Genomic DNA, 14,153 nt, shown 5'->3' with positions numbered 1-14,153 from the left:
GTCTCTCCCTTACGAACTGACGTTATTTGCCCGAACCGGCGATCTGGTCGCCGTCGCGGGTGAGGTAATAGGCAAACAGGATGGGCAGCAGCGTCACCAGCACCACGACCATGGCCACGACATTGGTGACCGGGCGCTGGCGCGGACGGATCAGCTCCTCCAGCATCCAGATCGGCACGGTCTGCTGCTGGCCGGCGGTGAAGGTGGTGACAATGACCTCGTCGAAGGACAGCGCGAAGGCCAGCATGCCGCCGGCAAGCAGTGCGGTGGCGATGTTGGGCAGCACGACATGCCGGAAGGTCTGGAAACCGTCAGCGCCGAGATCCATCGAGGCCTCGATCATCGAGCCCGAGGTGCGGCGGAAGCGGGCAACCGCATTGTTGTAGACGACGACGACGCAGAAGGTGGCGTGGCCGAGCACGATCGTCCAGAACGAGAACGGGATATCGGCCAGCGAGAAGGCCGAGCGCAGCGCGATGCCGGTGATGATGCCGGGCAGCGCTATCGGCAGGATGACCAGCAGCGAGATGGTCTCGCGGCCGAAGAATTTTGTCCGCGACACGGCGGCGGCGCACAGCGTGCCCAGTATCAAGGCAATCGCCGTCGAGATGGCGGCGACGCGGACTGAAAGCGACAGCGCCTGCCAGACATCCGGCCGGTTCCAGGTGACGGCGAACCATTGCGTGGTCAGCCCCGGCGGCGGCCAGACGAAGCTCTTCTCTTCCGTGGTGAAGGCGTAGACGAAGATCAAGAGGATCGGCAGATGCAGGAAGAGCAGGCCGCAGGCGGCTGCGATCTTGAGGCCGAGCGGGGCGGATTGCGAACCGTCAGAGCGCATCGAAGGCCCCCATGCGCTTGGCGCCCCAGAGGTAGAAACCCATGATGATGATGGGCACCACGGTGAAGGCGGCGGCGAGCGGAATGTTGCCGGCGGTGCCCTGCTGCGAATAGACGGCCTGGCCGATGAACAGCCTAGATGTGCCGATGATCTGCGGGATGATGTAGTCGCCCAGCGTCAGCGAGAAGGTGAAGATCGAGCCGGCGACGATGCCGGGCAGTGCCAGCGGGAACAGCACGTTGCGGAAGGTCTGGCCCGGCGACGCCCCAAGATCGGAAGAGGCCTCGACCAGATTGCCGGGCACGCGCTCCAATGCCGCCTGCACCGGCAGGATCATGAAGGGCAGCCAGACATAAACGAAGACGATGAAGGTGCCGGTGGCGGAGACCGACAGCGAATTGCCGCCCACGACCGGCAGCGACAGCCAGCCATCGAGCACCCAGAGCAGATGCAATTTGGCGAGCAGCCAGGTCAGAATGCCTTCCTTGGCGAGGATCAGTTTCCAGGCATAGATCTTGACCAGGTAGCTCGACCACAGCGGCAGCATGACGCCGAGATAGAACAGCGCCTTCCAGCGGCCACGGGCATAGCGCGCCGCGTAGTAGGCGATTGGGAAGGCGATGATGGCCGAGGCCAGCGTGACCAGCGCCGCCATCGTCATCGTGCGCAGGATGATGTCGAGATTGGCGGCCTGGAACAGGTCGCCATAGGTCTTCAGCGTGAACTCATGGTTGATGAGGCCGGAGAATTCGTCGATCGAGAAAAAGCTCTGTGCCAGCAGCGCGAACAGCGAGCCGATATAGACAATGCCCAGCCACAGCACCGGCGGCGCCAGCATGAGGAAGAGCAGGAGTTGCGGCCGACGCCAAAACAGGTCGGAGAGCGCACCACGCATGCCACCGCTGCCGGGCAGGATGGCGGGAGCTGTGGCACGCGGCATGGCGGCGTCGAGGCTCATGCCAGCTCGTCCATCAAATGCAGATGCTCGCGGTTGAAGGTGAGCATCACCGCTTCGCCTTCCGCCGGCAATTTTGTGCCGGCCGGCACGATGGCGTGCAGCCGCAGCCCGTCTGCGTCGAGCGCCAGCTTCGTGGTGGCGCCGAGATAATTGGTTCCGACCAGGCGCGCGGCAACGCCATCGCCTTTCGCAGCGCGGCCTATGCGGATGGATTCAGGGCGCAAGCTGCCCCAGCGGTGCTGGCCGGAGTAACGCTGGACGAAATCCGGCGGCAGCACGTTGGACGAGCCGACGAAATCGGCGACGAAACGTGTCTTCGGACGCTGGTAGATGTCTTCCGGCGTGCCGATCTGCATGATCTTGCCGTCATTGAAAACGGCGACGCGATCCGCCATCGACAGCGCCTCGCCCTGGTCGTGGGTGACGAAGACGAAGGTGATGCCGAGCGCCTTCTGCAGCGATTTCAGCTCTTCCTGCATGTTCTCGCGAAGCTTGAGATCGAGCGCGCCGAGCGGCTCGTCGAGCAATAGCACCTTGGGCTGGTTGACCAGCGCACGAGCAAGCGCGACGCGCTGGCGCTGGCCGCCGGAGAGCTGGCCGGGACGGCGAGCGCCATAGCCGGGCAGACGCACCAGCGACAGCGCCTCTTCCGCCGCCTTCTGCCGTTCGGCCTTGCCTACGCCCTTGACCATCAGCCCGTAGGCAACGTTGTCGAGGACGTTCAGATGCGGGAACAGCGCGTAGTCCTGAAACACCGTGTTGACGTTGCGGCGATAGGGCGGCACGCCCTCGGCGCGCTCGCCGAAGATCGAGATCGAGCCCGAGGTCGGCTGCTCGAAACCGGCGATGAGGCGCAGGCACGTCGTCTTGCCGGACCCCGAGGGGCCGAGCATGGCGAAGAACTCGCCCGGCACGATGTCGAGATCGACCGCATCGACGGCACGCACGCTGCCGAAATGGCGAGACACTTTCTGGAAGTAAACGGCCGAGGTCATGGGTTGCCAGTCTGTTGCCTGGTTGATCTTCTGATGTCGCGCGCGACCCGACCTCCCCCTCGATTGGGGAGGTCGCGGCGAAGCCGCGGGTGGGGGTGATGGCGCGGCCTATCGGACAGGCCTACACCCCGACGCTGCGCGTCGACCCTCCCCACAAGGGGGAGGGTAAAGGCGAAATTACCGTCCGCCGATGACGCCGATATAGTCCGACACCCAGCGGTAATAGGGCACGCACTGGTCGTTCTGCGTGGCGCACTTCGAGACCGGGGTCTTCCAGAACTTGATCTTGTCGAAATTGTCGTAGCCGTTGGTCTTGCAGCCTTCGTCGGTCAGAAGCTCGTTGCCCTTGCAGGCAGCGGGAACGACCGGCAACGAACCAAACCAGGCCGAGACATCGCCCTGCACCTTGGGCGACAGCGAATGTTCGAGCCACATATAGGCGCAGTTCGGGTGCGCGGCATCGGCCTCCATCATGGTGGTGTCGGCCCAGCCGGTGACGCCTTCTTCCGGCACGGTCGAGGCGACCGGCTTCTTGGCCGCGACCAGCGTGTTGACCTGGTATGGCCAGGAACCCGAGGCGACGACGCCTTCGTTCTGGAAATCGTCGACCTGGATAGCGGCGTCATGCCAATAGCGGCCGACCAGCGTGCGCTGGACGCGCAGCAGTTCGAGCGCCGCCTTGTACTGGTCTTCGTTCAGCTCGTAGGGGTCCTTGATGCCGAGTTCCGGCTTGTGGAACATCAGATAGTTGGCGGCATCGGCAATGTGGATCGGGCCGTCATAGGCCTGGACGCGGCCCTTGTTCGACTTGCCGTCAGGCAGGTTCATTTCCTCGAAGACGACGTTCCAGCTCTTGGGCGCTTCCTTGAAGACATCGGTGTTGTACATCAGGACGTTCGGGCCCCACTGATAGGGAACGCCGTAATGCACCTTGTCGACGGTGAACCAAGGCGCATCCTTCAGCCGGTCGTCGACGCTCTTCCAGCTCGGGATGAGATCGGTGTTGATCGGCTGCACGCGCTTGCCGGCAACGAGGCGCAGCGAGGCGTCACCCGAAGCGGTGACCAGATCGAAGCCGCCCTCATTCATCAGCGAGACCATCTCGTCGGACGTGTTGGCGGTCTTGACGTTGACCTTGCAGCCGCTCTCCTTCTCGAAGGAGGTCACCCAGTCATAGCCCTTGTCGGTTTCGCCGCGCTCGATATAGCCGGGCCAGGCAACGATGCTGACCTCGCCTTCGCCCTTGCCAAGCTCCTTGACCTGGGCGACGGCCTGACCGGAAAAGGTCAGCGCGACCGTCAAAGCCACGCACGTCTTCAGAAATGAATTCATCGTCAATCTCCCATTTTGGCGCCTGACTACGAAGCCGGTCTTCGCTGCGGTCAGCCGCAGGCTGAAAAGTGTCAGTTCGTCCGATGAACACTTACCGCTCTAGCGACGGTTCGGTCCCTGAAATGAAAAGTGCTTGGAAAATTCCGGTTTCGCAAATTGATTTATCAGAAACACGATATCGGTTTTTCCGATAGATAGCTGCACATCCGATCAACGCTGCTGACGTACCGTCCGCTGCGATTGGGCAAGGCCGATGAAGTCGCGTGCCGCCTGCGGCAGGCCGGAGCCGCGGCGCCAGACCATGCCGACCTGGACGACCGGCAAAGTGCCTGAAATATCGCGCGATTCTATGCGGTCGCCTTCCAGCGACCAGGGCCGATAGACGAGGTCGGGCAGCAGCGCCACGCCGGCGCCTGTGGCGACGAGGCTGCGCACCGCTTCGACCGAGCGGGTGCGGAAGGCGACATGCGGCTTGGCGCCGATCGCCGCCAGAAGCTTGCCGGTGCTTTCCTCGATCTCGTCGACGGTGAGCATGATCAGCGGTTCGCCGGCAATGTCGCCAATGCCGATAATGTCGGCGCTGGCCAGCTTGTGGCTGAGCGGCACCCACAGCCGGTAGGCCGAAACTTCGAGGATTTCCGACTGCAGCGCCGTGCGGTCGCGCAAATTGGAGGTGACCATGACGGCGATATCGAGCTTGCCGCCGATCAGGAGGTGCTCGAGATAGTCGCCATTGTCCTCGATGGCCGAGACGTCGACGCCGGGATAGGCGCGGCGGTAGCGCGCCAGAAGATCGGACAGCACATAGCCGGCGACCAGCGAGGTGACGCCGAGCTGTAGCCGGCCGCCCGCCACCACCTGGTCGTCGGAGAAAGCCCGGCGCGCATCGGAGACGTCGGCCAGGATCTTGGTGGCATGGCGCAAGAACTGGTGGCCTTTGTGGGTGATGTTGAGGCCGCGCGGGTGGCGCTCGAACAGTTCGACGCCGAGATCGCTTTCCAGCTCCTTGATCGCTTCGGTGACCGAGGATTGCGAGATGGAGAGGTTTTGTGCCGCGCCTGACACCGTGCCCTGCTCGGCGACGGCAATGAAGAACTGCAACTGGCGGATGGTGAAGGCCATGGCCGGACTAAACACCGGCGCAGCAGGGAAGGAAAGCCGGCGCCGGGCTTATCCCTGGCAGGATATCTGGCGCGGTGCGCTCAGCCGAACAACAGCCTGATGCCCCGCCGCCACGCCGAGCCATAACGCAAGGCAAGCATGAAGGTCGCTTCCAGCGCCACCACGATGACGATGATGCGAAAGCCGATGGCATAGGAATCCCGGCCGCTGCCGCGCATGAGGTAGCCGGTGATGAGAAAGCCGGTGTTCCACAAAGTGGCGCCGAGGAGCGTCGTCGCCGCGAAGGGCAAGAGCGGCAGGCGAAGCGCGCCGGCCGCGATCGGCAGGTAGTTGCGAACCGTCGGAATGAACTGCGCCAGCAAGGAGACCCGTATGTGATGGCGGCGGTAGGCCTCGCCGAGCCTGGCATAGGTCGCATAGCGCAGGCAGACATATTTGCCGAAACGCTCGACCAGCCTGTCAGCGCGATCCAGTCCAATCCGCCGTCCCACTCCATACCAGACAAGGCAGCCTGTGATGGCGGACAACGTGGTCACCAGGAGCAGGACCGTCAGCCTCGATAGATCAGGCGCTGCCGTCATGCCGAGGAACAGCAGCAGCACATGCGAGGGCGGCAGCGGCAGGATCTTTTCGGTAAAGGCGAGGCAGGCGACGCCGAGCAGGCCGAGGCCCAGGATCGCCGACAGCGGATCGGTCATGAGAAACGCCAGTCATAGGTTTTGAGGTTCTTGATCCTGGACACCTTATACACCGTCGCCGGCGGGAAGTTGCGGAAGGTGCGGCCAAGCCGGGTCGCTTCCAGGTCGCATGAACATTGCGAAGCGCAGGCTTGAGCGAAAGATTTGTCGGGAAACGCGCTCCGCTCTCCGGTGCTCGGGGATCAGAATTCGCTAAGCGGCTGCGATGCTAAGGCGTGCACCTGCCCCCGCCAGGGCAGCGGCAATGTCGCGCGGCGGCGGCTGGTCTGTGGCGAGTTCGGAAAAACCGTCGAAGCCGCAGACCTGGACCAGACCCTGGCGGCCGAATTTGGTGTGGTCGGTGATGACCAGCGAGCGCTGGCCGCGCGACAGCACCATGCGGGCGAATTCCGCCTCCTCCAGATCATAGTCCGCCAGCCCTGCGGCGGCGTCCACCGCGCCGATCGAAATCACCGCGTGGCTGACCGAGAAGCGGCTGACGAAGTCGATGGCCGAGGCGCCGAAGGCTGCACCGGAATCGCTGCGCAGCTCGCCGCCTGCCATATAGACCTTGTTGCCGTTGACCGTGGCCAGCGTGCGGGCGATGTCGGACGAGTTGGTGACCACCGTCAGTCGTCGGTGGCCAAGCAGCTCGCGGGCCAGGAACGAGGTCGTTGTGCCGGTGTCCAGCATCACCGATTCGCCGTCCCGGATAGTGGCGGCGACCATGCGGGCAATCAGCCGCTTGGCCTCGGCATTGTCGCGCATGCGCCGTTCGAACGGCGCCTCGCCGGCCATCGACGGCAGGCCGATGGCGCCATGCATCTTCAGCACCGAGCCATTGCCGGTCAGCGGCTTGACATCACGGCGCACGGTTTCAAGCGAGACCCCCAGCCGGTCCGCCAGGCTGGCGATGGTGACGGTACCCTCTTCCTTCAGGAGACGGAGGATTTCGCCATGCCGTTTCGAATGGATCATGTGGCCTCTCGATCTGCGATCTGCCCGGTTTTAGGGCAATACAGGCGTTTTTAAAGGAATTGCAGGCGGTTTCGGGCAAAACACCCAAAAAAAGTCACAACATTTGATTGACACCCAGGCGGCACTGGCGTGACATTGATCGCGTGACAGGCTTCGGAACTGCCACGGGAGGGTGATGGCAGAGCCGCAATTCACGGACCGGACCGTCTGGCCAGACCGTCTGGGATTGATCTGGCACAAAGGCTTTTCAAATCCGCGGGGGCGGAGACCGGGTATCAAAACCTGGCCAAAGGGGCTCGTCGGTGCGGCGCGGGACGGGAGAGTCCCGGCGTCCCGCACCGACGAGATTTTTGCGTTCCCCCAACCCTCTTTGCGCGGCGCGCCGCCTTGTCGAAGCTCCGCCAAATCAGGGGTGGCCCGTGACTGCTGAAGATCGCATCCGGGCCCTGCCCTGCTGGAACGGCAGCGTCGACATTGCACCGTTGCCGGGCGGCCTCAGCAACGCAAACTACCTGGTCAAGGACGCGGCCGGGCGGCACGTCGTGCGCTTGGGCCAGGACTATCCGTTCCACCACGTCTTTCGCGACCGCGAGGTGATGACATCGCGGGCTGCGCATGAAGCGGGCTTCGCGCCGGCGGTTCGATATTCTGAACCTGGCATCATGGTCACGGAATTCCTCGGCGCAAAAACCTATGTCGCCGAAGACGTGCGCGCCAATATCGGCCGGGTGGCCGCGCTCATGCGCGGGTTCCATCGCGAGATGCCCAATCACATCTCCGGCGCCGGCTTCATGTTCTGGGTCTTCCATGTCATCCGCGACTATGCGCGCACACTGAGCGAAGGCGGCAGCCGCAAGCGCGACGAGCTGCCACGGCTTTTGGCGCTGGCCGACGAGTTGGAGCGGGCGCAGAAACTGCTGCCGATCGTGTTCGGCCATAATGATCTTTTGCCGGCAAATATTCTTGACGACGGCGACAGGCTATGGCTGATCGACTTCGAATATGCCGGCTTCAACACCGCGATGTTCGATCTTGCCGGTGTTGCCTCCAATGCCGAGATGAGCGACGCCGAGTCCTTCGCCTTCCTCACCGCCTATTTCATGCGCGAGCCGGATGAGGCGATCCGTCGTTCTCATGCGGCCATGCAATGCGCATCACTGTTGCGCGAGGCGATGTGGAGCATGGTTTCCGAGCTTTATCTCGATGCGCCGGGCATCGACTACGTCGCCTATACCGAAGAGAACCTGACGCGGCTCGACGCAGCGCTGGACAATTACCGCACGAAATATGGAACACGGCCATGACCTTGCCAACGCAAGCCGGCATCGTCGTCATCGGCGGTGGCATTATCGGCTGTTCGACGGCCTATCATCTGGCGCGCGACCACAAGGCCGATGTCGTGCTGCTGGAGCAGGGCAAGCTGACCTCCGGCTCGACCTGGCATGCGGCCGGGCTGGTCGGACAGCTGCGCTCGTCGGCCTCGATCACCCGGGTGCTCAAATATTCGGTCGAGCTCTACAAGGGGCTGGAGGCCGAGACCGGGCTCGCCACCGGCTGGAAGATGACCGGGTGCCTCAGGCTTGCCACCAACGCTGACCGCTGGACCGAATACAAAAGGCTGGCGACGACAGCAAAAAGCTTCGGCATGGACATGCAGTTGCTGTCACCGGCTGAGGTGAAAAAGATGTGGCCGCTGCTGGAGACCAGCGACCTCGTCGGCGCGAGCTGGCTGCCGACCGACGGCCAGGCCAGCCCCTCCGACATCACGCAGTCGCTGGCCAAGGGCGCGCGCATGCATGGCGCGAAGCTGTTCGAGGATGTCCGCGTCACCGGCTTCGACATGAAGGAAGGGCGCATCACCGCTGTGAAGACCAACAAGGGCGACATCGCCTGCGACAAGGTGGTGAACTGCGCCGGGCAATGGGCGCGCCAGGTCGGCGCGATGGCCGGCATTTCCGTGCCGCTGCAGCCGGTCAAGCACCAGTACATCATCACCGAGAAGATCGACGGCCTGGCGACCGACGCGCCGACCATCCGCGACCCCGACCGCCGCACCTATTTCAAGGAAGAGGTTGGCGGCCTAGTGATGGGCGGCTATGAGCCGAACCCGCAGGCCTGGGCAACCGGCCTGCCTGGCGGCGACGTCCCCGATGACTGGGAGTTCCGGCTGTTCGACGACGATTACGATCATTTCGAACAGCATATGAGCCAGGCGATCGCGCGCGTGCCGGCGCTGGAGCGGGCCGGCGTCAAGCAGATGATCAACGGACCGGAAAGTTTTACGCCGGATGGCAATTTCATCCTCGGCGTCGCGCCCGAATGCGCCAACATGTTCGTCGGCGCCGGCTTCAACGCCTTCGGTATTGCGTCGGGTGGCGGCGCCGGCTGGGTGCTGGCGCAATGGGTGGTCGACGGCGAGGCGCCGCTCGACCTCTGGGTGGTCGACATCAGGCGCTTTTCCGGCCTGCACCGCGACCGGCAATGGGTCAGTGACCGCACGCTGGAAGCCTATGGCAAGCACTACACGATCGGCTTTCCGCATGAGGAGTACCTATCGGGCCGGCCGCGCATCGTCTCGCCGCTCTATGAGCGGTTGAAGCAGCATCGCGCCGTGTTCGGCTCGAAGCTTGGCTGGGAGCGTCCGAACTGGTTCGCGCCCGAGGGCACCGAGCCTGAAGACATCTATTCGATGGGCCGTCAAAACTGGTTCGCGCCCGTCGGTGATGAGCACCGGCATGTGCGCGAAAAGGTCGGTATTTTCGACCAGTCTTCCTTTGCCAAATACGAGATCACGGGTGCGGACGCACAAAAGGCGCTGGACTGGATCTGCGCCAACGATGTCGCCAAGCCGATGGGACGGCTGACCTATACGCAGCTGCTCAACACGCGCGGCGGCATCGAGGCCGACTTGACGGTGGCCAGGCTCGCCGAGGACAAATTCTACATCGTCACCGGCACCGGCTTCCGCACGCACGACCTTTCCTGGATCGGCGACCATGTCGGCAAGGAACTCGACGTGACGTTGAAAGATGTCACCGAGGATTTCGGCACGCTGTCGCTGATGGGGCCGCGCGCCCGCGAGGTGCTTGCGGCGGTCACCGAGGCGGATGTCTCGAATGCCGCCTTCCCATTCGGTCATATCAGAGAGATCGCCATTGCCGGCCACACGGTTCGGGCGCTGCGCGTCACCTATGTCGGCGAGCTTGGCTGGGAGCTGCATGTGCCGATCGCCGCCACCGGCGAACTCTTCGATACGCTGATGGCGGCGGGCGAGCCGCACGGCATCCGCCCGATCGGCTACCGGGCGCTGGAATCGCTGCGGCTGGAGAAGGGTTACCGCGCTTGGGGTTCCGACATCACGCCCAACGACACACCGCAGGAGGCGGGTCTCGGCTGGGCGGTGAAGCTGCGGAAGAACACCGATTTCGTCGGCCGCCGGGCGCTCGAAAAGATCAGCGGCAGCGAACTGAAGAAGCGCTTTGCCGGCTTCACCGTCGACGATCCCGATATCGTGCTGGTCGGGCGCGAGACGATTTTGCGCAATGGCGAACCGGTCGGTTACCTCACCAGCGGCGGTTATGGCTACACGCTGGCTAAGAACATCGGCTATGGCTATGTGCGCAATGCCGACGGTGTCAGCGACGACTTCCTCAGCTCAGGCGACTATGAGCTGGTGGTGGCGATGGAGCGGACGCGGGCCAAGATCCATCTCGAGCCGATGTACGATCCGGCGATGAGCAAGATCAAGGTATAGATCCTGGATCAGCTCATGCGCAGCACGAGGCCGCGGCTGGGCACCGTATCCACCTCGCCGGGCATCGAGACATAGGGCGCAGTCTCCTCGGCGCGAACGACCCTGCCCTCAGCCTCGAGCGCAGCGACGCGTTCGGCAAAGCCGGCGTTCCACAGCGTGTTCTTGACCGTCAGCACGATGACGCCATCCGGCCGGCAGATGCGGATCAGTTCGTCCAGCCCGTCAGCGCCGACATGGCCGGAGGTGAAGACGCCAGCCGAGACGATGCCGGCATAGGCATTGTCGGCAAAGGGCAGCGGGCCGCCGAGCGCCAGGCAATGCAGCGCCGAATAGACGCCCTTTGCCGCCGCCTTGGTGAGCATGCCCTGCGAAATGTCGAGCGCCTCGACCTGGGGATAGCCGGTAATGGCCAGCCATTCGCCGATCAGCCCGGTGCCTGCGCCGGCATCGAGCAGCGGGGCGGCGCCACGCGGCAGATGGCGGGCGAGCAGGGCCAGGCAGATCGTTGGATGGCGGTAGCCGGCGGCCGACATGTCGGCATCGTAGGTTTCCGACCAGTTGTCATAGATCGCGGCCACGTCCTCGGGCCGTTGCGCCGCATAGGCGGCGCCGAGCCCGCCATGATCCTTGTTTCCCGTCATCGCTGTTTCTCCGCCAGCTCGATGCTCACCCTTGAACCGATGATAGCCAAACGGCGAAAACTGTGGAACCGTTATCGAAAGAAATAACACGCCAGGGGCAACAGGCATGGGGATGGACGAGGTACGCGCAACACTTGCGGCGATTCCGGCACTGGCCGGCTATGACGGACCGCTGGAGCGGCTGGGCGGGATGACCAATCTCGTCTTCCGGGCCGGCGATATCTGCCTGCGTATCCCCGGCAAAGGCACCGACGAGTACATCAACCGCGCCAATGAAGCGGTGGCGGCGCGTGAGGCGGCCAAAGCCGGCGTTAGTCCCGAGGTGCTGTATGTCGACCCCAAGACGGGCGTGATGGCGAGCCGCTTCGTTACCGGCGCCGAGACGATGTCGCCGGAGAAGTTCAAGCTGCGCGCCGGTAGCCCGGCCCGCGCGGGCGAAGCCTTTCGCAAGCTGCACGCGTCCGGCGCAGTGTTTCCGTTCCGCTTCGAGCTGTTTGCGATGATCGACGACTACCTCAAGGTATTATCGACCAAGGACGTGGCCTTGCCTCCCGGCTACCACGACGTCGTGCGCGAATCCGAAACCGTGCGTGCTGCCCTTGCCGCTCACAAGCTGCCGCTTGCCGCCTGCCATTGCGACCCGCTGTGCGAGAATTTTCTCGATACGGGCGAGCGGATGTGGATCGTCGACTGGGAATACTCAGGGATGAACGACCCGCTCTGGGATCTCGGCGACCTCTCGGTCGAAGGCAGGTTCGATGCAGCGCAAGAGGAAGAGATGATGCGCGCCTATTTCGGCGGTGAGGCAAAGCCGGCCGAACGCGGCCGCGTCGTCATCTACAAGGCGATGTGCGACCTGTTGTGGACGCTGTGGGGGTTGATCCAGCTTGCCAACAACAATCCGGTCGAGGATTTCCGAGCCTATGCCGACGGCCGTTTCGCCCGCTGCAAGGCGCTGATGGAGACGCCTGAGTTTTCACGCCATCTTGCAGCTGTGCGCGCGGGCTAGACGTCGGCCTCTATTCGAAGACCCGCTCTATTTCACTCATCGTCACTGTATCGTCGGACTTTTTGCAGTACCAGACGATCAGCGCGATGGTGCCGATGGGGAACAAGCCCGCAAGGAGCTGATGCCATCCGCTTCTATTGATGTCATGCAGCCGGCGCGTGGTCATGGCGAGTGTCGGCAGAAGGATAGCAAGATTCCAAATCGATGAGACAATTTCGTTGTTCAACACGGCATCGACTATGACCACAACGATGCCGACTATGAAAATGAAGAGGTAGGAATACCAGAACTCCGAGCGGCTGGCTCTGCCCGAAAAATTCGCATAGTTCTGGAAAAAGCTTGAAATAGCTTCCGTAAAACTCATAGGAGGCGGTATGTCTCCGAAACGATTGCTACCAGCTGGCGGGGCTCTTAAAACAAATATCAATGGCAGGCCGATAAGGACCAAAACGATCAGCCAATGCCATATTGAAAAGCTACCCATTATCCCCCCAATCACAGTTCCCCGGAGATATTGGTCTTGGCCTATTCCCGCCAAGAATCAATCCGGGATTGCGCCCGGCAGGAAATCTACTCCGCAAGATATCGATGTAAATACCGAAAATTTTGACAGAACACTTCAGTGATTCTAGCGATAATCGTATTATTATCAAATGCTAAAGCGTCTCGCTTCAAAACGGTACCGTTCGAAGCGCTTTACGCTTGCCGCTTCAGTTCACGCCCTTCGGCACGTTCTCCGGCGGCACCACGGTCTCCACCACCTTCTGGCGGTGGAAGATGAACAAGCCGGCGAGGACGACGATGGCCGAGCCGATCAGGATGCGCGGGCCCGGCACATCGCCGAAGAAAGCCAGGCCGAAGATCACCGCCCATAGAAGCAGGCTGTAGTGCAGCGGCGCCAGCGTCGAGGCAGGCGCCAGCTTCAGCGCCCTGGTAATCATCAGATGGGCGCTGCAGGAGACGATGCCGAGCAGGAGCATGGCTCCGAAATCGAGCGACGAGGGCGTGCGCCAGGCACCGATGGTCATCACGGCGCCGACCAGCAGAGTGCCGATCGTCTGCCAGGTGACCAGTGTGGTGTCGCTGGTGCCGCGCAGGCGGCGGCTGAGAATGATGGCGAAAGCGAAGGCAATGCTGCCGACCAGCGCGAACATCGAGGAGAGCGAAAACGCCGCCGAGGACGGCTTCAGTATAATCAGCACGCCGCAGAAGCCGACCAGGATGGCAGCCCAGCGGCGCCATCCGACCTTTTCGCCGAGCAGGAAATGCGACAGCGCCGCCACATAGATCGGCCCGGCCATGTAGAAACTCATCACGTCGGCAAGCGGCAGATAGACAACGGCGGCATAGAACAGAGCGGTATCGACCGTTGTCGCAACCACGCGCAGAGACTGGAGGACAGGCCGCTCCATCTGGAACAGCTTCGCAGTGCCCTGGTTGGCGATCATCGGGCCAAGCACGATGAACGCGCCGATCGAGCGGATAAACACCACCTGGCCAACCGAGAAAGAGGCGACCAGCCATTTGCCCATCGCGTCGTTCAGCGCAAACATGAAGTCGCCGGCCAGCATCAAGAGAATGCCGGCCAGAAGCACGTTCCTGATCGTAAAGTTGCGAGCGAGCGACTGGGCCATGCGGCTCCCTAGCTCCAAGTCGCCGCTTTGACGAGGCAAATCGGTAAGACCAGCCGCGGAAATCGGCTGTCTCCATGCCTTTCCTAGCTATCCGCAACCTTGCCGCGAAAGCCGGGCTAGTGGGGCCGCGGGCGGATGATGATCGGGCGATAGATGGTCGGCCTGTCCCAGGGATCGAAAGCCGAAACCCTTCTGAATTCGGCGCGCCGATCGAG

General features: G+C 62.9%; 13 protein-coding genes. 3 read left to right on the top strand and 10 right to left on the bottom strand.

What is annotated here, in order from left to right; translation table 11 throughout:
- Positions 1-22: 22 nt before the first annotated feature.
- From JQK88_RS06280 to JQK88_RS06250, 7 genes are all read right to left on the bottom strand, one after another.
- A complete protein-coding gene (locus JQK88_RS06280; protein ID WP_192249766.1) occupies positions 23-838 on the bottom strand; it encodes an ABC transporter permease in 816 nt (271 codons plus the stop codon).
- Positions 828-1,796, bottom strand: a complete 969-nt coding sequence (locus tag JQK88_RS06275; RefSeq protein WP_203277774.1) for an ABC transporter permease — start codon at positions 1,794-1,796, stop codon at positions 828-830. The genes JQK88_RS06280 and JQK88_RS06275 overlap by 11 nt, the downstream gene beginning before the upstream one ends.
- A complete protein-coding gene (locus JQK88_RS06270; RefSeq protein ID WP_203277773.1) occupies positions 1,793-2,791 on the bottom strand; it encodes an ABC transporter ATP-binding protein in 999 nt (332 codons plus the stop codon). The genes JQK88_RS06275 and JQK88_RS06270 overlap by 4 nt, the downstream gene beginning before the upstream one ends.
- A gap of 177 nt (positions 2,792-2,968) precedes the next feature.
- Positions 2,969-4,123 (bottom strand): ABC transporter substrate-binding protein, encoded by a 1,155-nt coding sequence (locus JQK88_RS06265; RefSeq protein WP_203277772.1) that lies wholly within the window; start codon positions 4,121-4,123, stop codon positions 2,969-2,971.
- 210 nt (positions 4,124-4,333) lie between these two features.
- The gene (locus JQK88_RS06260; protein ID WP_142868454.1) at positions 4,334-5,245 is read right to left on the bottom strand and encodes a LysR family transcriptional regulator; all 912 of its coding nucleotides are present in this window, start codon (positions 5,243-5,245) and stop codon (positions 4,334-4,336) included.
- Positions 5,246-5,325: 80 nt separating this feature from the next.
- Positions 5,326-5,943, bottom strand: coding sequence for a DedA family protein (locus JQK88_RS06255; protein ID WP_203277771.1), 618 nt, complete (start codon positions 5,941-5,943; stop codon positions 5,326-5,328).
- A gap of 192 nt (positions 5,944-6,135) precedes the next feature.
- The gene (locus JQK88_RS06250; protein WP_192249748.1) at positions 6,136-6,900 is read right to left on the bottom strand and encodes a DeoR/GlpR family DNA-binding transcription regulator; all 765 of its coding nucleotides are present in this window, start codon (positions 6,898-6,900) and stop codon (positions 6,136-6,138) included.
- Positions 6,901-7,319: 419 nt separating this feature from the next.
- Between JQK88_RS06250 and JQK88_RS06245 the strand changes: the two genes are divergently transcribed.
- On the top strand, positions 7,320-8,204 hold the full coding sequence (locus tag JQK88_RS06245; RefSeq protein ID WP_192249745.1) for a phosphotransferase family protein: 885 nt from the start codon (positions 7,320-7,322) through the stop codon (positions 8,202-8,204).
- A complete protein-coding gene (locus tag JQK88_RS06240; RefSeq protein ID WP_203277770.1) occupies positions 8,201-10,654 on the top strand; it encodes a GcvT family protein in 2,454 nt (817 codons plus the stop codon). Before JQK88_RS06245 ends, JQK88_RS06240 begins: the two co-directional genes overlap by 4 nt.
- A gap of 8 nt (positions 10,655-10,662) precedes the next feature.
- Here JQK88_RS06240 and JQK88_RS06235 read toward each other — a convergent pair whose 3' ends face one another.
- Positions 10,663-11,295 (bottom strand): class I SAM-dependent DNA methyltransferase, encoded by a 633-nt coding sequence (locus tag JQK88_RS06235; protein WP_203277769.1) that lies wholly within the window; start codon positions 11,293-11,295, stop codon positions 10,663-10,665.
- A gap of 106 nt (positions 11,296-11,401) precedes the next feature.
- On the opposite strand from JQK88_RS06235, the gene JQK88_RS06230 reads away from it, so the two are divergent.
- Positions 11,402-12,304 (top strand): phosphotransferase family protein, encoded by a 903-nt coding sequence (locus tag JQK88_RS06230; protein ID WP_203277768.1) that lies wholly within the window; start codon positions 11,402-11,404, stop codon positions 12,302-12,304.
- Positions 12,305-12,314: 10 nt separating this feature from the next.
- Here the strand turns inward: JQK88_RS06230 and JQK88_RS06225 are convergent, their stop codons facing one another.
- Together JQK88_RS06225 and JQK88_RS06220 are read right to left on the bottom strand one after the other, a co-directional pair.
- Entirely contained in the window at positions 12,315-12,788 is a 474-nt protein-coding gene (locus tag JQK88_RS06225; protein ID WP_203277767.1) for a DUF805 domain-containing protein, read from the bottom strand.
- A gap of 226 nt (positions 12,789-13,014) precedes the next feature.
- Positions 13,015-13,938 carry a DMT family transporter gene (locus JQK88_RS06220; RefSeq protein WP_203277766.1) on the bottom strand — a complete coding sequence of 308 codons (924 nt, stop codon included), beginning with the start codon at positions 13,936-13,938 and terminating at the stop codon, positions 13,015-13,017.
- Between the last annotated feature and the right edge of the window lie 215 nt (positions 13,939-14,153).

The organism is Mesorhizobium caraganae, assembly GCF_016836705.1.
GTDB classification, from domain to species: Bacteria; Pseudomonadota; Alphaproteobacteria; order Rhizobiales; family Rhizobiaceae; genus Mesorhizobium; species Mesorhizobium caraganae.
The sequence above is the reverse complement of the archived record's forward strand: the minus strand, read 5'-3'. Positions and strand labels throughout refer to the sequence as shown.